This is a genomic window from Serratia sp. (in: enterobacteria), from assembly GCF_051654945.1.
Taxonomy (GTDB): domain Bacteria; phylum Pseudomonadota; class Gammaproteobacteria; order Enterobacterales; family Enterobacteriaceae; genus Chania.
On sequence record NZ_JBOFZA010000076.1, the window covers coordinates 92,963 to 118,253 of the forward strand.

Consider the following 25,291-nt stretch of genomic DNA (forward strand, 5'->3'; position numbering starts at 1 on the left):
GACCGTAGCTCCGGACTAGCCCCCTCTCCCTCAAACAAGTGTTCAGGTTGCCCAGTCCGTACAATGGGAGAGGGGGACCGAACGTGCTACCTGCTAACTCCTGCATCTGACCGTAGCTCCGGACTAGCCCTCTCTCCCTCAAACAAGTGTTCAGGTTGCCCAGTCCGTACAAGTGGGAGAGGGCTGGGGTGAGGGGTTATAATCAATCCGCTATAGCGACAACCTGGCAGTAAGCCTGGATCGCCAACGCTACGTCGCCCAGCGTTACCGCTTCATCGGGATGATGGCTGATGCCCCCAGCACAACGGACAAACAGCATCCCCACCGGCCAACGAGCGGCGATCGCCAGCCCATCATGCCCCGCACCGCTAGGCAACTTTAGGCAACTCCCTTGCACCTGCATCACCGCATCGATCCAACGCTGCTGCAACGCCTGGTCACAGGCGGTGGCCGCTATACGATAAAACTCCTCGCTGTCGAAACGGATCCCGCGACGTGCGCCAATGCTCTGCGCCTGCGCCAGCAATTCCGTTAGCAGCGTATCTAGCTGCTCGTCTTGCGGGCCACGTACATCGAGAGATAACCTCACCTGCCCAGGGATCACATTAACCGCTCCCGGCAAGCTTTCGATCTGACCGACCGTTGCGACGACATGTGGATCGCATTCCACGGTGAGCCGCTCAACCGCCACCATCCATTCAGCAGCGGCAGCCAGCGCATCCTGGCGCAGCCCCATCGGCACCGTGCCGGCATGGCCAGCATGCCCGATAAAGGTACAGTTGAGGCGGCGAGCCGCGTTTATCGCAGTGACCACTCCCAGCGCCAGATCGGCAGCCTCAAGACAAGGCCCCTGTTCGATATGCAGTTCGAGATAGGCACCAATCGAGTCCTGTGCTCGCTCGGCAGACCCCACCGCAGCAGGATCCAAGCCTGCGTCACGCATAGCCTCGGCGACACTGACGCCCCCGGCATCGGTGCATGCCAGCCAATCCGGCTCCCACTGCCCGGTAACCCCCTTGCTACCGAGCAAGGTAATGCCAAAACGCGTCCCTTCTTCATCGGCAAAACCGATCACTTCGATCGCCTGCGGCAAGCGCCGGTTGCGGCTATGCAGGAACGCAACAACTTCGAGCGCTGTCAACACGCCCAGCATGCCATCGTAGCGTCCCGCGTTACGTACCGTATCCAGATGAGAGCCAAGCAGCAGCACCGGTGCAGACGGTTGCATTCCTTCGTAACGTCCGCAGATGTTACCCACGCCGTCTTGCCAGACCTCCATCCCCAGTTCACGCATCCAACTGCCTACCAGCTGGTTGGCACGCAGATGTTCTGGGGAGAGGTAAACCCGCGTCAGTTGACCAGGCGAACTGCTGATGGCCGCCAGTTCGTCACAGCGAGCCATCACTCTGGCTGCGGCCTGCTCAGCCTCCTGAGCGATCATTCCTGGCGTTCAGCGTCGTAAATATTCCATGCTGCCTGCATCGCTTCCCCCTGCGAGCTGACAAAACCGAGACGGTTCAATACCGCTTCCAGCGCGGCCAGCGTTTGCAATACGCAGTCTTTGCGCGCGTTGTAGCCCATGGTGCCGATCCGCCAGATCTTGCCCTGCAACGGGCCAAACGAGGTGCCGATTTCAATGGCGAAGTCATTAAGCATCATCTGGCGTACCTGTTCGCCATGGATGCCCTGTGGGATCACCACACCCAGCACGTTGTTCATCTTGTAGGCGATATCGCCAAAGACCTCCAGGCCCATTCCCTGGATCCCGGCCAACATCGCCGCGCCGTGCAGTTTGTGGCGGGCAATGGTGTTATCCAACCCCTCTTCCAGGATCACCCGGGCGCATTCGCGGGCAGCAAACAGCATGCTGGTGGCTTCCGTATGGTGGTTCAGGCGCTCCGGCCCCCAGTAATCCATGATCATGCCGAGATCGAAATAGTTGGAATAGATCATCTCATCATCACCGTCGGCGTGATCGGCGGTACGGATCCCCTCTTCAACGCACTTACGGCGGCGCACGATCTCTTCAAACTGTGGGCTAAGGGTAATGGGAGAACTGCCGGAAGGGCCGCCCAGGCATTTTTGCAGCCCTGCGGACACCGCATCCAGACCCCAGGCATCGGTTTCCAATTCGTTACCGGCGAACGAGGCGGTGGCATCGGTATAGAACAAGACGCCGTGGCGCCGGCAGATATCGCCCAATTCCGCCAGCGGTTGCAGCATGGTGGTGGAGGTATCCCCTTGCACCGTCAGCAGCAGGCGTGGCCGCACTTTCTTGATCGCATCCTCAATCCGATCGGCACTGAACACCTCGCCCCAAGGCGCTTCGATGGTATGCACTTCGGCACGGCAGCGGCGGGCAATTTCACACAACAGATGACCAAAGCGGCCAAATACCGGCACCAACACTTTATCGCCAGGGCGGATAGCAGAAACCAGCATCGCCTCAATACCGGCGCGAGAGGTCCCGTCCACCAGCATCGTCCAGCGGTTCTGCGTGCGGAACAGCGCACGATACAGCTCCATCACCTGATTCATATAGCCGGTCATGGCCGGATCGTATTGACCGATCAGTTGGCTGGACATGGCACGCAGCACGCGCGGATCGGCATTGATCGGCCCTGGGCCCATCAGCAGGCGGTGCGGAGGATTGATTTGATCGAATTGGCTGATAGCTAGCATGTTCATTCCTTGTCAACTTAATAACTTGGTTTGGGAGAGGGCTACACCAGAAGCTGGTTGGTTTGAGATAGTGCTAGATTATCGCCAAGCGCGAGAGGATGAAACAAAAGATTCTTAAATTATTTTTTTGCAACTAAAGACTCATTCGGGACGCAACATGCAGCGCCCCTATTTAGCTGTTTGTCGTCGAAATTCAGCTACGCTGCTCCAATTCCTCCAGATCGCTGAACAGATCAGCCACCTGGTGAATACGCTGCCGCCCTTGCGACAGCCGATCATGCAGCAGAGCATTACTCAACAGGCTCGCCAGACTCATGGCGCTGGAGTAACTATCAAAAGCCGAAACGCTATCGAGCGGCGTCATCAAATGCCAGCTTGCCAGCGGGAGCAGCGCCTGGGCCTGCGGTTCGCAGATCAACAGCGTCGGCACCTGCTGGATCTGCAACTGTTGCAATACCTCTTGTACCAGGCGTGGACGACGGCGAAAGGCAACGACCACCACCATGTCTTGCGGCCCCAGATCCACCAGCTCTTCGGCCAGCGTCTGGCCCGGCTGGGGGATTAACAACACCTGCTCGCGCACCTGCATCAGTTGTTGGCGCAAATGCATCGCAACGGGATAGCTATTACGCATCCCCAACAACAGCAGCCGCCGGGATTGCCCCATAGCCGCAATCACCGCGCCAAACTGTGCCGCATCAATCTGCTTGACCCAGTGCGTCAGATTGGCCATTTCCTGTTGGTAATGGCGGGCCAGCAAGGTGTTGCCCTGCACCGCATCGCGGCTGTCGGTCAGTGGCATACCGCTTTGGCGCAGGGTACGCAGTTCATCACGCATCGCGCGATAGCTGGCATAACCCAGCCGCTTGAACAAACGGCTGACGGTGGCCTTGGACACCCCGCTCAGGCGTGCCAGTTCGGCGCTGTTATAGCTAATCAGGTCAGCGAAGTGATCGAAGATAAAGTCGGCTACCCGCTGCTCTTGCGGTGCCAATTGCGGATATTCGCTGCGCAGGCGTTCATCAATCTGTTTCATCGCTACTCCCGCTGTAACTTTCGTTGCAGCGGAACATAGCACAGCAGCCAAAGCGGCTGCCAGCGTCCAGAACAATTTCCAACTGTAGCACTATTAGATACAGCAATTTAACAGGCTCACTTAGCACCAATAAGCCATAAAATTGACCGTAGAACGATCCAGATCGCGTTCGCCGATCAGGTAACGACGCAGGGCTTTCACCACCGATGACTCTGCCGCCACCCAGGCATAGAAGGTTTTAGCCCCTTCGGCACGCTCCCACAGCAAATCCCCGCCCAAACTGTTTTCTGCCAGAGATTGCGCTGCGGTCCGTGCCGAGGCAGGAATGTTAACCCGCTGACGCACCGATTCCACCAGCAGTGTCCCATGCAGTTGCTGTTGTCCAACATCCCGTGGCAGCCAGTAAACCTCGGCAAACGAGAATTGCGCCATATCAAGGCAATCACCCGCCACCGGGACTTCGAAGAAAGCCTGCACACGCGGCGGGTTAGCCTGCTGCGCCAGCTGTTCGAGAATGCCCATCGCCGCTGGCAGCGCCGTTTCGTCGGCAATCAGCAACGCCTGCTGGGTGTGCGCCGGAGGAGCCCACTCATAACCGCCGCTATCCTCAGCAAAATCGGCATTTGGTGCCACGGCTTGGAGTTTATCCCCTGTAACGGCATGCGTCGCCCAAGCGGAGGCCGGGCCGTTGACGCCGTGGAGCACAAACTCTACGTCCATTTCATTTTCGGTAGCGCGCAACGCTCGCAGCGTGTAGGTACGCATCACAGGCCGCTGCTCTTTCGGTATCGCCATATAGTTACGATACCAATCTTCGCTATTCTCCAACGGCTGGCTTTGCCCTTCCGCTACCGGGAACAGCAGCTTGATACGCTGATCGGGAGCTTCCAGCTTCATATGCTGAACCTCTGGGCCGGTAAACACGCAGCGCAGCAGCGAAGGGGAAATGTTTTCCTTGTGCTTCAAGGTAAGATCAAAGATGCGATAGCTTGCGGACATATCACTGACTCTCCCGCGCAATGTCTGCCATTCGATGCTGGCACCATAGCCAGCTGCTAATGCCGCCCAGCAGGACGGCGGCTACCAGTGCCGCCGCAACCAGCTGCGACTCACCGTAAAATTTGCTCACCACCGGCACCATCAGCGCGCTCACGCCATAACCTAACGTATGGCTGGTGGCGATCGCTCCCGCACCTTTACCGGTAGATAATTTATCGTTCAACATCAGTTGATAGCCCGGTGTCGCCATCGCGGCACCAAACGAAGCCAACGCACAGCCGAGGTAAAACAGCGCCAACGGCGTGGTACACATCAGCCCCAAGCCCGCGATCATCAACACGGCGGCAACCATCAATAGCTGTGACGGTGTAAGCCGCTGTGGCCGCACCACCAGAAACTGAGCCAATAACGTGCAACCCGCCGCCACGCTGAGCAGTATCGCTACATGGTGACTGACGGTCGTCGCCGAATGGCTGTACAGCAGCTGTAAATGCGGAGCCAGCCCCAGTTGCATCAGGCTGACGCACCCTGCCAGCAACAACGCGCACAGCAGATAAGGCACCATCGTCAACCGCAGGCGATTTTGCTGGTGTGCCACCGCAGGCAATGGAGGATCGTTATGCTGGCGGCAAATCACCAGCAGCGCGATCAACGGAGCAATCGCCATCAGCCACAGCGGCGCCATCGGATGCAGGGACAACGCCAGGGCCGCACATAACGGACCAAGTAAACGGCCACAGCTCAGACCTGAACTGATAGTGGCTAACGCCGCCATACGTTGTTCATATCCGGCTCGTTGCAGTGCCCAGGTCTGGCTGGCTGGCACCATGCCCGACACCGTCAGGCCATAGATAATGCGCGCCACGATCAATCCACCCAGCCCAGCCATTTCCGGCAGCCAACCAGCAGCCAGCCCCCACACGGCCAAGGCCAGTAACGCAAAGCTGATTAAGTAGCCTGCCAGGGCCATAATCACCACGTACTTACAACCGCGGATTTCCGCCTGCCGTCCCCACCAGGGGGAACCCACCAGAAACAGCATCGACCCCAGCGTCAGCAATCCCGCCCACACCGACAGTGAGAGCTGAGTCAGGCTGACCAACACCGGTAATGCCACCAGCAAGCCATTTTGCCCAATACCCAATAGCCCGGCACAAAACGCCAGCGGCCAGTTTGAAGGAGAATCATTACCAATTGCAACGATTTTTGAAGCGGGAAATAAGCGCATTAGGTAAAATAACCGTTAAGAAAATGATGTTTTTATGTGTGATTAATTAAAAAATTGTATCATGCGACGATTGATAATAATAAGAACTATTGATATAAGAATCATTCTCAATCGCTCCAGAGTGGCAAGGGTCATGACCATCCAGTTAGCAAGCGCAGCAACCGATGTGGCTGCGCAATGTTTCCTCAACGCGTTAATGCGTGAAACCCGGGACTGGCACATCGTTCCGGCAACCGATAGCCAACAATCGCCGCAGTTACATCTCCCACTGGCAGATAGCCAATTTATTCGCATTCCGTTACGCCATACCTCACCGACCCAACATCACCAATACCAGTTCCCGGCTCGCCTGAATGGCAGCGGTGAAGCACTGAGTTTTGCGCAGTTGGTGACGCTGTTATTGGCCAAACCGGCGATAAAAGGTCAGCTGAGTGACGACGTTTTGGCGCGCTTTCGCCAGCGGGTGCTGGAAAGTCATGACAATACCCAACAGGCGATCGCTATCCGGCTGGACTGGCCAAGGCTTCGTGACCAGCCGCTGAATTTTGCCCAGGCGGAACAGGGGCTATTAGCTGGCCATGCCTTCCATCCGGCACCGAAATCCCATGAGCCTTTCGATCACCAGCAGGCACAGCGCTATCTGCCAGACTTTGCTGGCAGCTTCCCCCTGCGCTGGTTTGCGGTAGATAAGCGTAACCTGTGTGGCGATAGCCTGGATCTGACCTTACAGCAGCGCCTGCAACGCTTTGCCGCAGAAAGCGCACCGCAGTTGCTTGGCCATTTCACCGATGACGTCTGGCTGCTGCCGATGCACCCGTGGCAAGCCGATTACCTATTGGCACAAACCTGGTGCCGCGAGTTGGTCGCGCAGCACAAGCTGAGCGATCTGGGTGAGGCCGGTGAGCGCTGGCTGCCCACCAGTTCTTCACGTTCGCTGTACCAGGCGAATAGCCGTGACATGATCAAGTTCTCCCTCAGCGTAAGGTTGACCAACTCGGTGCGTACCCTGTCGGTGAAAGAAGTGAAACGCGGCATGCGTCTGGCCCGGCTGGCGAAAACCTCCCGCTGGCAGGAACTGCAAGCCCGTTACCCAACAATGCGCGTAATGCAGGAAGATGGCTGGGCCGGGCTCCGTTGCGCTGACGGCGTGATCCAGGAAGAGAGCCTGATGGCGCTGCGCGATAACCTGCTGTTCGGCCAGGCAGAGAGCCAAACCAACGTCCTGGTCACCCTGACACAAGCCGCGCCTGACGGCGGCGACAGCCTATTGGCAGCGGCAGTCCGTCGCCTGGCTGCTCGCCTGAACTTGCCGTTGCAACAGGCCGCCTATTGCTGGCTCGACGCTTACTGCCAGCAGGTGCTGTTACCGCTATTCAGCGCCGAAGCCGACTACGGCCTGGTATTACTGGCTCATCAGCAAAACATTCTGGTAGAAATGCAGCAAGACTTGCCGGTGGGTATGCTGTATCGCGATTGTCAGGGCAGCGGTTTTACCCGCGATGCCACGCCGTGGCTGGATGAGATTGGCGAAGCCGAGGCGGAAAACCGCTTCAACGAGCAGCAACTGTTGCGCTACTTCCCTTACTACCTGCTGGTGAATTCTACCCTGGCAGTGACCGCCGCGATGGCCGCAGCAGGGTTCGATAGTGAAGAGCACCTGATGATACGGGTACGGGATGCGTTAACCACGCTGCGTAACTCGGCGAAAAATACTCTGTGCCTGGACTATGTGATCGACAGCCCACATTGGAACTGCAAGGGCAACTTCTTCTGCTACCTGCACGATCACAATGAGAACACCATTGTCGATCCGGCGGTGATCTACTTTGATTTCATCAATCCGCTGCGCGTAGGGGTTGCTCAATGATGCCAGTAGCCAAGATTATTCACGCCACCAACGGCTTTCGTTGCGAGCTGCTGGGAAAAAATCTGTCCCTCAGCCTGGGACTGGACGGCAGCGCCGCGTTGCATTATCCGGGTTCAATTCCGGCGGGCTGGTTGATCCAGGCGTTGGACCAGTTGCTGATCGCCGCCCCGCAGTTAAGCGGCATTGCCCTGCCCTATGCCGAATGGCGCGAGGAGCCGCAGGCTTTGGCGCTGTTCTCCCTGGCTAATAGCGATTACCTGGCCCGCGTAACCTTCTACCAATTGCCGCTGTGGTTGGTTGCCGAACGTCATGCTGCTGCTGGCCAGATGCAATATGACGCCGAGCGCGAGCTGTGGTTCCCGCACCGCCCGGCACGGCCAAGCGGCGAGGTTTATCGCCGTTACGATCCGCAAATCAAACGTACCTTGAGTTTCCGCACGCCCGAAGTGGAACGTGATGCCGAGCAGTTCACCCGTTGGATGAACTCACCCCGTGTCGACGCTTTCTGGGAAATGAGTGGCCCGCTCGAGGTGCAGGCCGCCTATTTACAGCGCCAACTGAACTCCAGCTATTGCTACCCGCTGCTGGGCTGCTTTGACGACCAGCCCTTTGGCTATTTCGAGGTTTACTGGGCGCCAGAAGATCGCATTGGCCGCCATTATCGTTGGCAACCTTTCGATCGCGGCCTGCACATGTTAGTGGGTGAAGAGGACTGGCGCGGCGCGCAGTACATCCGCAGTTGGCTACGCGGCCTGACCCACTATTTATATCTGGATGAACCCCGCACGACTCGCGTCGTGGCCGAACCCCGCGCAGATAACCACCGGTTATTCCGCCATCTGCCTGGCGCGGGTTTTCACACGCTGAAAGAGTTCGATTTCCCGCACAAGCGTTCGCGTCTGATCGTAAACCAGCGTGAAGATTTCTTCCGGGAGGCACACGTATGAGCCGCCATGATTACGCCGACTGGCAACGCGTCAACCTACAGATGATCGCCAAAATCCTGGCGGAGCTGGAATATGAACGTACGCTGCAAGCCGAGGAGCACGGCGACCAATGGCAAATTGCCTTAGGTGACACCACCTATCGCTTCAGCGCCAAACGCGGGATCTGGGGTTGGTTGCACATCGACGCCAACAGCCTGAGCGGCGATCGCCAGCCGCTGGCCGCCGATCAAACGCTGCGGCAGTTGGCGCAGGTGCTGAAGATGGACGACGCACAAATCGCCGAACATCTGGAAGATCTGTACGCCACGCTGCGCGGCGACATGCAGTTGCTTGCCGCCCGCCACGGGATGCATGCCAGCGATCTGATTGCGCTGGATGCCGATGCGCTGCAATGCCTGCTGGCCGGCCACCCGAAATTCGTCTTCAACAAGGGCCGCCGTGGCTGGGGACTGACGGCACTGCAACACTATGCGCCGGAATATCAGGGACAGTTCCAACTGCACTGGGTGGCCGCCAAACGCAGTAGCTTTGTCTGGTGCATCGATGAAGACTTCCCGTTGGAAAGCCTGCTTGACAGCGCCATGGACAAGAACGAACGCCAGCGTTTTGATCGCCATTGGCGCGAGCTGAAGCTGAATAACGAGTGGGTGCCGCTACCGCTGCACCCTTGGCAGTGGCAACAAAAAATCGCACTGCACTTCTTGCCACAATTGGCCAGTGGTGAACTGATCGAACTGGGCGAGTTTGGCGATCGCTATCTGGCTCAGCAGTCGCTACGTACGCTGACCAATACCAGCCGTCGCGTGCCCTTCGATATCAAGCTGCCGCTGACTATTTACAACACTTCCTGCTATCGGGGCATTCCGGGCAAGTACATCAGCGCCGGGCCTGCGGCTTCACGTTGGTTGCAACAAATTTTCGCCAGCGACAGCACCTTGCAGGCCAGCGGTGCCCAAATACTGGGGGAACCGGCGGCGGGCTATCTGGCCCACCCAACCTATGCCGCGCTACCCAAGGCTCCCTATCGTTATCAGGAGATGCTCGGGGTGATCTGGCGTGAAAATCCGTCCTGTTATCTGCAAGCGAATGAACAGGCGATCCTGATGGCCACGCTGATGGAAACCGACAATCAGGGTGAACCACTGATCGCCGCCTACATCGCGCGTTCCGGCCTGAGCGCAGAGGCGTGGCTGGCGCAGATGTTCGAGGCGGTGGTGATCCCGATGTACCACCTGATGTGCTGCTACGGGGTGGCGCTGATCGCCCATGGCCAGAACATCACGCTGGTGATGAAGGACCATGTGCCGCAGCGCGTGCTGTTAAAAGACTTCCAGGGTGACATGCGTCTGGTGGATCAGGATTTCCCACAGGCCGCTTCACTGCCGCAGGTGGTGAAAGACGTGACGGTGCGCCTGCCGGCCGACTACCTGATCCATGATCTGCAAACCGGGCATTTCGTCACCGTCTTACGCTTTATTTCGCCGCTGATGAGCGGCTGCGGCATCAGCGAACCGCGTTTCTATCAAGTGCTGGCACAGGTGCTGGAGCGCTATATGGCGCAGCACCCGCAGCTGGCCGAACGCTTTGCCCTGTTCGACCTTTTCAAACCACAGATTATCCGTGTGGTCCTCAACCCGGTGAAACTCACCTATTCAGAACAGGATGGCGGCAGCCGCATGTTGCCGAACTATCTGCAAGATCTGGATAACCCTCTTTATTTGGTCTCCAAGGAGTTTGCCCAATGAGTCAGCCTCTCGATTTCATCGGCATCGGCGTCGGTCCATTCAATCTGAGTATTGCCGCTCTCGGCAGCGAAGTTAGCGGCTTTAACAGTAAGTTCTTCGAACGCAAACCGCACTTCTCCTGGCACCCCGGCATGATGGTGCCGGATTGCCATATGCAAACCAGTTTCCTCAAGGATCTGGTCAGCGCGGTTTCGCCAACCAACCCGTACAGCTTTCTCAACTATCTGGTGAAAAGGAAGAAGTTTTACCGCTTTCTGACCACCGAACAGCGTACGGTTTCCCGCGAAGAGTTTGCAGATTATCTCGACTGGGCCGCTAACGGGCTGGATACGCTGGAATTCAGCCAAGACATCCGCAGCGTGGATTTTGACGACCAGCAACGCCAATTTGTCGTCACCACCCAGCGCGATGTTTACCGCGCCCGCCATATCTGTTTAGGCATCGGCAAGCGCCCCAAACTGCCGGACTGCGTCAGCGAACAGAACGATCGCTGCTTCCACGCCAGCGAAATGAGCCTGCGCAACCCGGATCTGACCGGCAAGCGCGTCACCGTGATCGGCGGTGGTCAGAGCGGTGCCGACCTGTTCTTGAATATTTTCCGTGCCGAGTGGGGCCAGCCGCAGCAGTTGAACTGGATCTCGCGCCGCAACAATTACAACGCGCTGGACGAAGCCGCCTTCGCCAATGAGTACTTCACGCCGGAATATGTTGAAAGCTTCTACACCCTGAGCGACAGCGCCAAACAGCGCATGTTGACCGAGCAGAAGATGACCTCGGACGGCATCACCAGCGGATCGCTGCTGGCGATCTACCAGGCGATGTATCACCGCTTTGAAGTATTACGTGAAAAACCTTGGGCACACCTGCTGCCTAGCCGTTCATTGGCAGCGATGCACGCGGTCGGCAATGGCTATCAGTTGGTGACTCATCATCACCTCGATCAAGGCAAGGAAACCTTCGACTGCGACGTGGTGATCTTCGCCACCGGTTATCAACAGGATCGTCCAGCGTTTCTCGCTCCGCTGGCCAATCGCCTGCTGACCACGGCAAACGATGAGTATCGCATCACCCCGGATTTCACCCTGGAATGGCAGGGCCCGAGCGAAAACTGTCTGTTTGCCGTCAACGCCGGTATGCACAGTCATGGCATTGCCGAACCCCAGCTCAGCCTGATGGCCTGGCGTTCGGCCCGAATTCTCAACCGGGCATTAGGGCGCGATCGGTTCGACTTAACGTCCACCCCGGCTGTGATCCAATGGCGTAGCCAACAGGCGGCAGCAACCGCCCAGGCTGAACGCGCCATCTTTAACTACACCGAGTTTTAAACTCACCATGGGAAAAAAATGAAACGCAGACACCTCTGGGTACTAAATCCTTGCCTGTTGGCCATGCTGGCACCAACGGCCTGGGCAGAAGAACAAAAAAATGATGACCAACTGGTGGTTTCCGCCAGCCGCTCACACCGCAGCGTGGCGGAAATGGCACAGACCACCTGGGTGATCGAAGGCCAGGAGATTGAACAACAGGTGCAGGGCGGCAAAGAGATCAAGGATGTGCTGTCGCAACTGATCCCGGGCATGGACGTCAGCAGCCAGGGCCGTACCAACTACGGCATGAACCTGCGTGGCCGTTCGATGATGGTGATGATCGACGGCGTACGTCTGAACTCATCGCGCAGCGACAGCCGCCAGCTCGATTCGATCGATCCATTCAACATCGCCCACATTGAGGTGATATCGGGTGCAACCTCGCTGTACGGCGGCGGTAGCACCGGCGGCCTGGTCAACATCGTGACCAAGAAGGGCCAGGAAGAGAAACAGGTTGAGTTGCAGCTTGGCGGCAAGACCGGCTTCAACAGCAGCAGCGATCACGATGAAAACGTCGCGGCGGCGGTCAGCGGCGGCACCGACAAGGCTTCAGGCCGCCTGTCCGTGTCCTATCAGCGCTACGGCGGCTGGTATGACGGCAAAGGCGATGAGGTGCTGATCGACAACACCCAGACCGGCCTGCAATATTCCGATCGTATCGACCTGATGGGCACCGGCACCATCAATATCGACGATCACCAACAGCTGCAACTGACCACGCAATATTTCAACAGTGAGTCAGACGGCAAGCACGGCCTGTATCTGGGGCAAAACTTCTCGGCGGTGACCGGCAACGGCCAGGCCTATAACAGCGGTAATCTGGATTCGGATCGTGTCCCGGGCACCGAGCGTCATCTGATCAACCTGCAATACTCCAACACCGATTTCTGGGGCCAGGATCTGGTGGCGCAAGTGTATTATCGTGACGAATCGCTGACCTTCTATCCGTTCCCTACCCTGAGCGGCGGCAAGGTGACCAGCATTGGTGCCTCACAGCAGAAAACCGATTTCTACGGCGGCAAGCTGACACTGAACAGCAAGCCAATCGACAGCCTGACGCTGACCTACGGTTTCGACGCCGACCACGAAAGCTTCAACGCCAACCAGCAATTCTTTAACCTGGCGCTGGCCCAGCAGTCTGGCGGCATGACGCTGCAAAATGCCTACAACGTTGGCCGTTATCCAAGCTACACCACCACCAACCTGGCACCGTTCCTGCAAACCAGCTACGACATCGACCCGATGTTTACCCTGAGCGGCGGCGTGCGTTACCAGTACACCGAGAACAAGGTGGATGATTTTGTTGGCTACGCTCAGCAGCAAGGGATCGCCAACGGTCTGGCCACCTCTGCCGATGCAGTGCCGGGTGGTAAAACTGACTATAACAACGCGCTGTTCAACGCTGGCCTGCTGGCCCATCTGACTGAGCGCCAGCAAACCTGGTTCAACTTCTCACAAGGGTTTGAGATCCCGGATCTGGCCAAATATTACGGCTCCGGCACCTATAAACTGGTGAACGGCCACTATCAGTTGCAAAAAAGCGTCAACGTCAATGACTCCAAGCTGGACGGCATCAAGGTTGACTCTTACGAACTGGGTTGGCGCTACACCGGCGATAACCTGCGCACCCAGGTGGCTGCCTACTATTCTCTGTCAGACAAGACCATCACCATCAACAAGACCGATATGACTATCAACATGAACTCTGACAAGCGTCGGATTTATGGGATGGAAGGCGCGGTGGATTACTTCTTCGATGACAGCGAATGGAGCACTGGTGCCACCTTCAACCTGATCAAGTCGGAAACCAAAACCGATGGCAAATGGGAGAAGCTGACCGTCGATACCGCCAGCCCGTCGAAAGCGACCGCCTACGTCAACTGGGCGCCGGGTGACTGGACGGTGCGCGTGCAGTCGCAGCAAACCTTCGACGTTTCCGACAGCCAGGGCCGCAAGCTCGACGGCTATAACACCATCGATGTCCTCAGCAGCTACGCGCTGCCGGTAGGCAAAGTCAGCTTCAGCGTGGAAAACCTGTTGGACAAAGACTACACCACCGTTTGGGGGCAGCGTGCGCCAATCCTGTATAGCCCAACCTACGGCGCGCCGGAGTTGTACAGCTATAAAGGCCGTGGCCGCACCTTTGGTTTGAACTACTCGGTACTGTTCTGATTTTATCTAAGCAGGCCGGATCGCCTTGACCGGCCTGCAATTTATCCTCTTAAAGGGACGGTGATGTGCCGATATTAGAAAAAACTCATAAACTAAGCGACGTGGTAACTCGCCAATAAAACAACGCCTTTTTCATCGTCACTACCGTCACAACCGCCATTATCAAACTCATCTCTTTTTTACTTACAACAAGTTAACTTTCACTAACCGCCGTTGGCACTTAGGTTATTCCTATTTTTCACAATAAAAAATTCTTAGTGAGAATAAAAATGAACATATTTAATATCCACTTACAAGTATCGCTAATGAGATTATTCCGACTTCAATGAGAATAAGACTATAATACACTGCAACAATATACTGGGAATAATCCGAATTATCAAGATAGTAAAACACCCATTTATTGAACATTAACTTCATCAGCATGAGCACACAGAGTTAAAATCGATAAATAAAACTAAAATAAGCCATAAAAAAAGAGTTTTATGCTTATGAGTTAGCATTGCTACAGTAATGGAATTTAAGTTTAAGACAACCATAAAAACAGGGCAAATACAAAATAAAAAACCATAATATCAACATTGTATAGATTTAAATTCTTTTTTGGTTGAGTATTTTTTTAGTTTTCTGAATTGACATTAATTCCTCAGATAATAATATGTCTAAAATTCATATTTGGTGGTGGCGGTTCCGATATGTGAAATATATTTGGACAGTTTCAGCAGTGGATGCGACGGAGTTGATGATGGATAGCAAGAGGAAAATAAAATATGCGGCAACGCAGATCATCAATGTGGGTGAGAAAAACCTATCACTGTTTGGCTATATTATCGATGACCAGTATCAGGTAGATATCAAGTCGAGCTCAGTTATCAAGCTCTATAACACAATCGAATGTAGCCATCAACCCAACGGCGAATTCACTAACTATCTCAAACTGCGTGAAACCATGCTGAGGTTGCTGAACTATCTATTGGCACATGCCAGCGTCGGCTATGTTTCCAACCAAGAGTTGTTAGTGCAAGTTTGGGAAAATCATAACCTGTCCTCTTCAACCACCCGCTTAGCACAGGTTATTGCCGAGCTTAAGTCAAGGCTGGAAAAGATTGGACTGGCCAATGATTTTATCAAGACTTCGCGCGGCAAAGGATATACCTTGCGCGGTGCTTCTATTACGCCGCTGTATATAAAAATGACATAACCCAACGACTTGTTACTCTTACCAGCCAGGGATCAGCATTTTCACAGTCATAGTGAAATGACACCCTACGCCTATTAACCCAGTTGATAGGCCAGGGTTACTTTAAGTTAGTTAACAAGGATATATTTAAATGAAAAAAAGCACATTAGTATTGGCATTGTCTCTGACCCTGAGCGGCTTGACGGCAACTGCGGTTTCCGCCGCAACCGTAGCCGGCGGCAACATCAATTTCACCGGTGAGGTTATCGACCAAACCTGCTTGATTAACGGTCAAACACCAAATGGCGCTATTGATGTTGACGTCATTTTAGACACTGCCAACGTCAGTGATTTAAGTAATGCGGGTGCCACGGCAAAACCTAAAAACTTCAACATTACGTTAGGTGGTCCTAATGATCTCAACTGTACCAATGGTAAAGTTGCTTCCGTTAGTTTTGATCCAACCAGCCCAGCGATCGATAGTGTTACCGGCTGGCTGAAAAATACTGCGGCTAGCAATCCTGCAAGCAACGTTCAGATCCAGATTCTGAACGGCGATAACAACAATGCCATCAACCTGCTGTCCGGCAATAATAACCACGCGCCAAAAACCATCGCCAATAATACTGCCGTATATGAGTACATCGGTCAGTATATTGCAGTGGGCGCCCCGGCCACCGCAGGTCAAGTAGCCTCCACCGTTAAATACAATATTGTTTATCAATAAATTATTGCGGTAATTCTCTGGCCCTGTGATCGACAGGGCCATTTTTCGATGGCGATACTGACGAGATTGTTATGCCCTTCACTAAAAAATTTGGGTTGCTATTATCGGCGCTAGCCGCCGGTTTTTTTGCTTCATCTGCGTATGCCAGCATCGTTATTTCTGGTACCCGTGTTATCTACCCAGGCGATGCTAAAGAAGTGACGTTGAAGCTGCAAAATAAAAGCAATTTACCGCTGTTAGTTCAATCCTGGATGGATGCGGGCGATGCCGATGCTGCCCCCGAGAATAGCGACGTTCCCTTTATGATCATGCCGCCAGTCGCACGTATTGAACCGACCAAAGCGCAAACCTTACGCATCACAGCTACGCCCGTGGCAAACCGCGCTACCGACCGCGAGACGCTGTATTGGATCAACGTGCTTGAAGTTCCTCCCCAGTCGAAAACGGACAAGAACTATATCTCCATTGCCTATCGCAACCGCCTGAAGGTGTTTTACCGCCCTTCTGCATTGGCAGGATTGTCAGCGAAGAGCATGGAGCAGGTGAGCTGGCAGCTGCAAGGGGAGAAACTGATCGCTAAAAATCCGACCCCCTACCATATCAGCTACGCCTCGGTGCTGTTACCGGGCCGGGGAACAGCCAGCGTGGTGGGTAGCGATGGCGGCATGATTGCCCCCTTCTCTGAGCAAACCTTTCAGCTGAAACGCAGTAATAAAACGGTTAAAGGCTCGCCCAATAGCGTGGTCACCAATGCGATCAATGACTATGGCGCATTTATTGAAAAAATCTATCCGCTAAGCCGTTAGCGCAGCCCCTATTTCCAGGAAGTTGGATTATCTGAGTCGTCAAGGATGCTATGACTAGACGTAACAACACGGCGCTGAACTGGTTGCTTTACTGTGCCATGGTTTCGGCCACTTCTTCTTATGCAGCAGAAGGTCCAGAAGAAGTGACCTTCGATCCCAGTTTTTTCCCTGGCGGTAAGGTTGGGAAATTCGATCCCGCCCAATTTAGCCATAGCAACGTCATGATCCCTGGGATCTACACGATTTCGATCGAACTCAATACCCGGTTAATCGGCAGCGAGAAGATCCAATTCAAACAGCTACCAAACAGCACCAGCAAGACGACTCCCTGCTATCCGGGCAGCTTCTTTGCGCAGCTCAACTTGAGCGAAGGTAAGCTCTTGGCTCTCACCCCAGCGGTGCATTTGGAGCAGCTAGAACAGGAAGGCTATTGCGGTTCGCTCAGCGAGCTGTTGCCGGGAGCCAGCGCCAGCTTCGACGGTGGGGAGCAAAAGCTGACCTTGTCGATCCCACAGTTACTGATCAATCGTGTTCCACGTGGCTATGCCAATCCCAAACTGTGGGAAGACGGCCTGACCGCCATGATCGTCAACTACAATGCCAACGTTTATCAGTCAAAACAGCAGGATAATAGCCAGACTTATGGCTATCTCGGGCTGCGTAACGGCCTGAATGTCGGCCCTTGGCGCGCAAGAAATAGCGGCACGCTCAACTGGTCTTCGCAAGGAAACGGCGGGGATTACAAAAGTACCTCGACCTATATTGGCCGCGATATCACCATGCTGCGTTCCCAACTGATCCTCGGCGATGCCTTCACCAGTGGCGAGCTGTTTGACGGCGTGCGTTTCCGTGGGCTGCGGCTTTATTCCGATGATCGCATGCTGCCGGATTCCCTGCGTGGCTATGCCCCTGTGGTACGCGGCGTCGCCAACAGCAATGCCAGAGTGGTTATCACTCAAAATGGTTTTACCCTCTATACCACCACGGTGCCGCCAGGCCCCTTTGAGATCGGCGATCTTTATCCCACCAGCTATGGTGGCGAATTGATCGTGCGAGTGGAAGAAGCCAATGGGCAAATCCGATCCTTTACGGTTCCCTATGCGTCGGTGGCCCAAATGTTGCGGCCTGGCATCAGCCGCTACGAACTGGCAGCAGGTAAGGTTAATAGCTCGGGGCTCGAAAACAAGCCCACCTTTGGCAGCCTGACCTATCAGTTGGGCCTGAGTAATTTTATTACTGGCTACGTGGGTGCCATTGCCAGCGAAGGGTACGTTTCGGCCTTGGTGGGAGGAGCCATGAACACGCCCATCGGTGCACTGTCATTAGATGTCACCGAGGCGAGAACCCGCTTGCCCAACCAACCTACACGCTCGGGGCAAAGCTATCGTATTGGTTTCAGCCAGCTGTATCCCGCCACCCAAACCAGCCTCTCCGTGGCCGCTTACCGTTTTTCGACCGACGGCTACCTGAACCTGAACGACGCAGTACAGTTACGCGATCTGGCCTTGCGTAATGAACAAAGCGATCTCTATGGCCGCCAACGCAGCCTGTTTACGCTTTCGTTGAACCAGCCGCTGGGTGCAGGTTGGGGAAATCTGTACGCCACGGGCAGCCTGGCCACTTACTGGCAGCAAAGTGGATCACAGCAAAGCATGCAGATTGGCTATAGCAACTTCTGGCGCAATCTCAGCTACTCCCTTTCAGTCAACCGCACGCTGAGCAGCCGGAGCAATGAAAACTCAGGCAATACGACGGGGGATCGGCGGGAAACCCAGTATGCTCTGACACTTTCGCTCCCATTAGGCTCCAGCCCCCATGCGCCAACGCTCAGCATGACCGGCACTACCGACAGCAAAGGCAGCACGGGTCTTATCGGGGTATCGGGCAATGCGGGTGAACAGAGCCAGTTCAATTATGGCGTCAGTGGCAGCCGTAATACGGCAGGCAATAGTAACGTCTTTAGCAGTAACGTTGGCTACCACGCCTCCTTTGCCAACATGGGAGCCTCCTTCAGTTCCAGCCAAGGTAGTCAGCAGTTTTCTGGCAACCTGGATGGGGCAATTGTCGCCCATCGCGGTGGAGTTACGTTAGGGCAATCACTGGGTGAAACCGGCGGTTTGGTCCGGGCGCCGGGAGCCAAAGGTGCGCGGGTTACCAGCGCTCCCGGCGTTTACATCGACCGCTTCGGCTATGCGATTGTGCCTTACCTCCAGCCTTACCACCTCAATCAGGTGGATATCGACCCGAAAGGGAGTTCACAGAACGTGGAATTACTGTCCACCAGTAACCAGGTTGCCCCACGTGCGGGTGCCTTGGTGCTGCTTGATTATCAGACCAAGCAGAGCGTGGTGACCTACATCAAGGCCAAACGGCCAGACGGAACCCCACTCCCCTTTGCGGCCAGCGTCTTTGATGCACAAAACAATGCCGTCGGCATCGTCGGCCAGGCCAGTCTGGTGATTGCTGACAATCTTGCTCAGGCGGGCGTGTTACAGGTGCGATGGGGCAATTCCCAACCAGAACATTGCGACATCCACTATTCGCTGCCGCCTACCCTGCCTGAAGAAAGCAAACAGGTGATCCAGGGCGTCTGTCAGTAACCGAGTATCAACGTAAATGAGAATCCAAATGGCACCAAGAATAGCCTCAGGAACCGCAACAGCGCTGATGTTATGCTGCGGGATCTATGCGCAAAATACCCTCGCCGCAGCGACGGGTTGCGGGTGGGATAGCAGCTCGGCGATCAATTCTCCACTGGATACCCGTTTGACCATCGGGGGGTATATTACCGTGGGAGAAGATCTTCCCATCGGCAGTGTGATCTATTCCCAGCGTATCCAAACCAGTGGCAACGGTGCCAAGCTGTTATGTCATGCGGGCCCATACGATCTGGTTAGTACCTTAACCAGCGCTCCGCATGGCCAATCCAGCTACCGTGATGCCACCTTCCCGATGGTGTTCAATACCAATATTTCCGGCGTTGGGGTGGCACTATGGCAAGGAACTCCCGATGGCAGCGACGGTTCCCGCCTGTCCAGCCCTGGCAGACTCAACGGATACCTGAACAACATTAGCGACGTCATTTTCAACCTGACCGACCAAGACGATGCCACGGTCAGTTTTAACGTGGCTTTTATCAAGACCGCCGCCAACATCGGCAGCGGTTCCATTGGTAATAGTGACCTGCCCAGATTCCAAACTTCCTTCGACGGTAATGGCGAGAGTTTTGTCTATCAACGCACCTCCATCGTTGGCAACCTGACGGCAATCCCGGCCACCTGCAACGTGGGCAGTAATTATTACCTGCCGCTCGGGGAACACTTCCCCGACGAGTTCAACGGTATTGGCAGCACGGCAGGCCGTGCCGAGACTCGGATTGTGCTATCGGGTTGCCCCGCGTTCTACGGTTCAACCTCTTACGGCGTGTTCAAACCCAACGTTATCAGCCTCAGGCTGACGCCACGCAATGGATTTATCGATGCCGAACAAGGGATTTCGAAACTCAATACCGAAGCCGGTGATGCCGCCTCTGGAGTCGGTGTGCAACTGAGTTTGCAGCAGGAGAACGGCAACTACCAGTCGGCCAGATTCAACCAGGATATCAATCTGGCCAATTACATCAGCTTCTTTGAGGATCGCGGTGGTGATTACAGCCTGGGCGTCAAGGCGACCTATGTACAAACCTCTGCCCCGATCCGGGCAGGCAAGGCCGATGCTCAAATTGAATTTATGATCACCTACCAATGACCGGGAGCGAAGCATGAAGATAACCAATACGCTAGGCCTGTGCTCTCTGCTAATGCTAAGCGGCAGCGGGCAACACGCAGAGGCCGCTTCTACTGGCGTGTTGAACGTGACTGGATCCATCAAGATCGCGACCTGTTATTTCGATAGCGTCGAGGGACAAGACCATAAGGACTACGATTGGGTGATGCCAAAGGTATCCGTGGGAGGGTTGCATGCTGCGGGGATGACCCAAGGCCGCTCACAAGGCAGTATCGCCATTGGCGGAGTACATTGTACCAATGGATATACCCCTTATATCACGCTGGCCAACGGGTCGACGATCAGTGCCGATAGCGGCAATCTGCTCAATACGCTGAGCGGCGAGGCCGAAAACGTCGAAATCAGGCTGCTGATGAATGACAGCCCGCTGGATTTACGCACCAGTCCGCGCGTTGGCTGTGCGGTTATTGTCAATAACCAGAGCCAATGTGATATCAGCTACGAGTATTATGCGACAGGACGCGCAACGCCCGGCAAAGTAAAAAGCGCAATACGGTTTGATGTCACCTATGACTAAGCGCATAAAGCCACTTAGCAAAATCCGCTGCCAGCCCTCGTCGGAAAGAGGCTGGCGTGCCCCCCCTCCTACAGCTTCTGCGGGATATTCTTGCCAGAGTATATTTCCCGCATCTCTTTACACAACAGATGGGTGATCCATTGCTGCTTTGCCTCGCTGAAGGCTTCCGGCCTGGCGTTGAACAGGTAGTTATTCAAATCAAACGCGTTCATTAACATCTTGGTATGAAAGATATTTTCCTGATAAACGTTGATATCCACCAGGTGGTACAACGACTTTATCTCCTCCGAGATGAAGTTCTGGATCGAATTGATGTCATGATCGATGTAATGCTTAACGCCAAACACATCCCGGGTAAAACCTCTGACCAGGTAATCTATCGTGACAATATCGGACTCTAACTGATGGATCAGGTAGTCAAGGGCCTTCAGCGGCGAAATCACCCCACAGGTCGAGACTGCGATATCGGCACGAAAGGTACAAACCCCACAGCCAGGATGGCTTTCCGGGTAGGTATGTACACAGATATGGCTTTTGTCCAAATGCGCCACGACGGAGTCTGACAGTGGTGTTGTAACGCGACTTTGCTCCACGGGTTCCTCACTGGCGAGGATCGTGACGCTGGCGCCTTGGGGGTCATAGTCCTGATGAGCAATATTCAGCACATTGGCACCAATCAGCGCACAGGTTTCGACCAAGAGTTCGGTCAGGCGATTGGCATTATATTGTTCGTCTATATAGGCGATATAGCTGTCACGCTCTGCCACCGTTTCAGCGTAACAAATATCGTAGATACAAAAACTCAGGCTTTTGGTCAGATTATTGAATCCATGCAGCTTTAACCCAGGCAATTTACTCTACCTCCCTTATCCCTTTACCTGCGCAATGGCATACGGGCAACACATTCAGGCAGCCCTGCCTTAATCATCGTTTCATCATTTTTAACGGTAATAAACAGGCTCTGTTTATCTTCATCAAATGCCAGGCTGTTGGGATGGGGAGCCATGGCTATGGTCTGAACCAGGCAGTAACCAGCAGTATCAAATACCGTTAGCGTCCCCTCGCCTTTAGCTACGCGAATGCCCCTGCGATTGGCGACGTACAGCCTTTGCTGCTCGCTATCCCACACCAGGCCGATCGGCACTTCATCCGTAGCCATACGCGCGATAACCTCTCCATTATCCGCATTCAGAACGAAAACCTGATGACCCGCGCTACGGGCAATATAATCACGCTCCAGGTGATTGTTGCGCCAATCACTGCGGTCAATGCCCTGATCGACACCAAAGATGCGGTTTTGCCCCGGGTCGTAGACCATATTAAGTAACTGATCGACTTCGATCTCTCTGCGGGAAACGATCTCCAGACTATCGGGATCGACAACAAACAGTTGGCCCTGCATATTAGAAACAAAGACGCGACGCCCGGTTTCATCCAGCGTAATCCCCACCACGTTATAGCCGAATCCATGGATGATTTTCTCCAGCTTGCGCTTGCGCGTATCCACCACAAACAGCACGCTATCGATGCCCAGCCCCAGCCCCGGCAAGAACAACCGCCCGCTGCGCGGATCGAAAACCAGCTCGCGCAGCTTCCAGGGAAAGCCTTCGCTCACGCCAAAGCGCTTCAATTCTCGCAACAAGAAAGCCTGCCGTGCTCCGACAATCCCCTCCCGTTGGTACAGGTCATGGAAAGTAATCTCCTCCATCAGCGCAATGGTGGCAATGAGCCGATTGGCAGCAATATCCACCACGGCGACGGTGCCATTGAACCCTTGTGACAGGTAAAGATGCCCATTACGATCGTCCAACGCTACGCCAAACCCTTTGACCGGTAACGGGATCTTGACCTCAACGGTCAAGGTTTGCGGGTGGATCCGCAGTACGCTGGATTGCCCCTCATCATCCCAATCGGGGGAACTGACAAATAACGCCTGCTGTGAGGCGCTATAAACCAGCTCTACCAGAGTTTTAGCCGGGTAGATGCGTTGAATATCGGTCAACTGCGGCTGTTTCATAGCGCGCTCCTGTTATTGCGTAGCGCAGCAAGACGTAGCGCCGGTTGACCCACCGAACCGGCCATAACGCCAAACAACTGGCGCGTCGTTTGGACTATCTGTTGTACCTGCGCGGATGAATAGCGATCGGTGCGATAGCTCATCATGACCCGCACGGCAGATTCACCGTCGATCTGCTCTTCCATCACCTCAAACTGCAACCCCAGCACTGATTCGGTCTTTTCGGGATCGATCTGGCGAAAGCGGACCAACTGGCCATCTGCCAAGCTAAAAGCCCCATTGAGCTTGTTTTTGGCATGAAGCTGAATGAAGACCTCAAACATATGGCTGTCATGCGGTGCGTTGTCGCCAAACAGCCCTTCTTCGACCAGATCGATCGGGATGTCGGTAAACGGCATCGAATCATTTATCTGCCGTTTCACCTCATCGATCAACGCATCGAGCGTAGTGTCATCGGCAAAAACGATCCGATGGGCGACAACGGTGGTGAAGTACCCGATGGTATCGAAGAACTGCGCGTCATTGCGCCCAGAGGCAGAAGTGCCAATGACCAACTCATTCGCGCCGCCAAGCAGGTGCAACGCCGCGGCGATCCCGCTGTAAACCACGTTAAACAACGACGCCCCCTGCTGTTTGGCCAGGCGGTAGAGCCCATCGGAAATCGCTCGTTCAAGCTTGAACTCAACCCAATTACCACTGAGATCCGCCGGGATGGTTTGCTCAGTGGTAGCGAAAATCGGTGCCGCAGGCGGTGCGTTGTGCAGACGTTCCAACCAGAAGGCAAGATGGCGATCGTTAAACCCGGCTTGCTGCTGTTGGAGAGCGAAGGCGTGGAAGGGTACGGGAGTCTGTTGCCACTCAGGAGCTAAACCGGCGGAGCGGCTTGCCATCGCCTGAGCCAGCTCATCCATCAGGATATTCACCGACCACTCGTCTAACACGATATGATGGAACAGCAGCGACACCACCTGTTGGTGATTTTCTTCATCTCGCAAGAAGGTGATGCGAACCGGTAATTCATCGTCTAGTGCAAAATGATGACCAGCCGCGCGCTGCAAAGCGGCACTCAGCGGAATATCCTGCGGCTGTGAATGACAGAACCATTCATACTGAGACAGCATCTCCACTGGGATAACCTGCTGATAAACTTCACCTGAGATATCGACAAACAGGGTGCGCAGGGCCGGATGGCGCAGCAAAATATCCTGGAAAGCCTGGAAGAACAGCCCTTCATCAATGGGGTCGATAAAGCGTAGAGCAAAGGGGATGTTGAACGCCTCGCCACAGCCAAACGCCCGATAGATTTTCCACAATGAGCGTTGCGCCAGCGATAAAGGAGCCTGCGGGCTTAGCGAGACCAAACTCTCCGTTGGCTTAGCCGACGGAGCAGGCAGATGATTAGCGATGCTGGCATAATGCGCCAGTTGAGCCGCGCTGGGGTAGCTGAAGAGATCGTTAATATTGATCTCAAGCTGGTGCTGACTCTTCAGGCGACCAATAACGCGTGTGGCAATCAGCGAGTGCCCGCCAAAATCGAAGAAGTCATCATCTTCACCCATCATTGGCGCTGCGAGTGCTTCACGGAAAGCGTGCAGGATATGTTGCCGTATTTCCCCATCTGACGGTAATACGAGTGGAGTAATAGTGATGTCTTCCAAGTGCAGCGGCGGGGTTAAATTGATGCCTGACGAGCGGCACATCAATGGCGCAGAAGATGCAGGAGGAACCTGCTGCTGATAACGTGCACTGACGGTATGCAGGATATCTTGCCAGCCCAACGTCGCAGACAAAATGCGATGCACCGCAATCCCCAACACGCCTTCGCTATCAGAGCTAAATAGCATAAAACGCAGCGGCGGCGCTTGCTCCAAATCGAAAGGCGTTTCCTTGGTGCGTTGCAGAACGTCGATGGCTTCCTGGGGATGGCGGATGGTCTGAATTGCCACCGGAGGCAGTGAGTGCGGGTGGCTGTAACGAACCAGCCCGTTATCGCCATAAACGTAACGGGCATTTGCTCCAGGCAACTGCCGCTGGCTTTGTTCCAGAGCGCGGATCAATCGCTCATAATCCACGGCACCGGTTAATCGCCAGGCCTGTACTTGTTGGCCCTCACCATGCAGCTGTTGTTGGTGTTCGAACCAGGCCTGTTGTTCAACATCGCTGACCGCCTCTTCATCACCGGTAAATTCGCTAACCATATTGTTCACTTTACCCT

At 54.9% G+C, this 25,291-nt stretch carries 19 protein-coding genes; 11 read left to right on the plus strand and 8 right to left on the minus strand.

The genetic code is table 11. The features are described from left to right. Positions 1-202: 202 nt before the first annotated feature. The 5 genes from hpxK to ACRDCA_RS15780 form a co-directional block, all read right to left on the minus strand. Positions 203-1,441, minus strand: a complete 1,239-nt coding sequence (gene hpxK, locus ACRDCA_RS15760; RefSeq protein WP_438690377.1) for an allantoate amidohydrolase — start codon at positions 1,439-1,441, stop codon at positions 203-205. Further along, positions 1,438-2,682: a pyridoxal-phosphate-dependent aminotransferase family protein gene (locus ACRDCA_RS15765; RefSeq protein ID WP_438690378.1), complete on the minus strand. Its 1,245-nt coding sequence runs from the start codon at positions 2,680-2,682 to the stop codon at positions 1,438-1,440. The genes hpxK and ACRDCA_RS15765 overlap by 4 nt, the downstream gene beginning before the upstream one ends. Positions 2,683-2,875: 193 nt before the next feature. Next, positions 2,876-3,718: a MurR/RpiR family transcriptional regulator gene (locus ACRDCA_RS15770; RefSeq protein WP_438690379.1), complete on the minus strand. Its 843-nt coding sequence runs from the start codon at positions 3,716-3,718 to the stop codon at positions 2,876-2,878. Positions 3,719-3,838: 120 nt separating this feature from the next. Continuing rightward, positions 3,839-4,717, minus strand: a complete 879-nt coding sequence (locus tag ACRDCA_RS15775; protein ID WP_438690380.1) for a siderophore-interacting protein — start codon at positions 4,715-4,717, stop codon at positions 3,839-3,841. 1 nt (position 4,718) lies between these two features. After that, entirely contained in the window at positions 4,719-5,945 is a 1,227-nt protein-coding gene (locus ACRDCA_RS15780; protein WP_438690381.1) for an MFS transporter, read from the minus strand. A gap of 133 nt (positions 5,946-6,078) precedes the next feature. Here ACRDCA_RS15780 and ACRDCA_RS15785 point away from each other — a divergent pair, with 133 nt between their 5' ends. The 11 genes from ACRDCA_RS15785 to ACRDCA_RS15835 all read left to right on the plus strand — a co-directional run bounded on the left by ACRDCA_RS15785 (position 6,079) and on the right by ACRDCA_RS15835 (position 21,059). Further along, on the plus strand, positions 6,079-7,812 hold the full coding sequence (locus tag ACRDCA_RS15785) for an IucA/IucC family protein (RefSeq protein ID WP_438690382.1): 1,734 nt from the start codon (positions 6,079-6,081) through the stop codon (positions 7,810-7,812). Continuing rightward, on the plus strand, positions 7,809-8,759 hold the full coding sequence (locus tag ACRDCA_RS15790; RefSeq protein WP_438690383.1) for a GNAT family N-acetyltransferase: 951 nt from the start codon (positions 7,809-7,811) through the stop codon (positions 8,757-8,759). Before ACRDCA_RS15785 ends, ACRDCA_RS15790 begins: the two co-directional genes overlap by 4 nt. Beyond that, a complete protein-coding gene (gene iucC, locus ACRDCA_RS15795) occupies positions 8,756-10,504 on the plus strand; it encodes an aerobactin synthase IucC (RefSeq protein WP_438690384.1) in 1,749 nt (582 codons plus the stop codon). Before ACRDCA_RS15790 ends, iucC begins: the two co-directional genes overlap by 4 nt. Continuing rightward, entirely contained in the window at positions 10,501-11,829 is a 1,329-nt protein-coding gene (locus ACRDCA_RS15800) for a lysine N(6)-hydroxylase/L-ornithine N(5)-oxygenase family protein (RefSeq protein WP_438690385.1), read from the plus strand. The genes iucC and ACRDCA_RS15800 overlap by 4 nt, the downstream gene beginning before the upstream one ends. Positions 11,830-11,847: 18 nt before the next feature. Continuing rightward, positions 11,848-14,043, plus strand: coding sequence for a TonB-dependent siderophore receptor (locus tag ACRDCA_RS15805; RefSeq protein ID WP_438690386.1), 2,196 nt, complete (start codon positions 11,848-11,850; stop codon positions 14,041-14,043). 658 nt (positions 14,044-14,701) lie between these two features. Continuing rightward, positions 14,702-15,244 carry a winged helix-turn-helix domain-containing protein gene (locus ACRDCA_RS15810; RefSeq protein WP_438690387.1) on the plus strand — a complete coding sequence of 181 codons (543 nt, stop codon included), beginning with the start codon at positions 14,702-14,704 and terminating at the stop codon, positions 15,242-15,244. Positions 15,245-15,374: 130 nt separating this feature from the next. Continuing rightward, a complete protein-coding gene (locus ACRDCA_RS15815) occupies positions 15,375-15,950 on the plus strand; it encodes a fimbrial protein (protein ID WP_438690388.1) in 576 nt (191 codons plus the stop codon). Positions 15,951-16,021: 71 nt separating this feature from the next. Next, complete coding sequence (locus ACRDCA_RS15820) at positions 16,022-16,756, plus strand: fimbrial biogenesis chaperone (protein WP_438690389.1); 735 nt, start codon at positions 16,022-16,024, stop codon at positions 16,754-16,756. A gap of 50 nt (positions 16,757-16,806) precedes the next feature. Next, complete coding sequence (locus ACRDCA_RS15825) at positions 16,807-19,356, plus strand: fimbria/pilus outer membrane usher protein (protein ID WP_438690390.1); 2,550 nt, start codon at positions 16,807-16,809, stop codon at positions 19,354-19,356. A gap of 28 nt (positions 19,357-19,384) precedes the next feature. Continuing rightward, positions 19,385-20,503 (plus strand): fimbrial protein, encoded by a 1,119-nt coding sequence (locus ACRDCA_RS15830; RefSeq protein ID WP_438690391.1) that lies wholly within the window; start codon positions 19,385-19,387, stop codon positions 20,501-20,503. Between the two features lie 13 nt (positions 20,504-20,516). Continuing rightward, a complete protein-coding gene (locus ACRDCA_RS15835; RefSeq protein WP_438690392.1) occupies positions 20,517-21,059 on the plus strand; it encodes a fimbrial protein in 543 nt (180 codons plus the stop codon). A gap of 68 nt (positions 21,060-21,127) precedes the next feature. Here ACRDCA_RS15835 and speD read toward each other — a convergent pair whose 3' ends face one another. Genes speD through ACRDCA_RS15850 form a run of 3 tightly spaced genes read right to left on the minus strand, consistent with a single transcriptional unit; the run spans position 21,128 to position 25,274 of the window. Continuing rightward, entirely contained in the window at positions 21,128-21,910 is a 783-nt protein-coding gene (gene speD / locus ACRDCA_RS15840) for an adenosylmethionine decarboxylase (RefSeq protein ID WP_438690393.1), read from the minus strand. A 23-nt stretch (positions 21,911-21,933) separates the two neighbouring features. Beyond that, complete coding sequence (locus tag ACRDCA_RS15845; protein WP_438690394.1) at positions 21,934-23,076, minus strand: YncE family protein; 1,143 nt, start codon at positions 23,074-23,076, stop codon at positions 21,934-21,936. After that, on the minus strand, positions 23,073-25,274 hold the full coding sequence (locus ACRDCA_RS15850; RefSeq protein WP_438690416.1) for a condensation domain-containing protein: 2,202 nt from the start codon (positions 25,272-25,274) through the stop codon (positions 23,073-23,075). The genes ACRDCA_RS15845 and ACRDCA_RS15850 overlap by 4 nt, the downstream gene beginning before the upstream one ends. Positions 25,275-25,291: the final 17 nt, after the last annotated feature.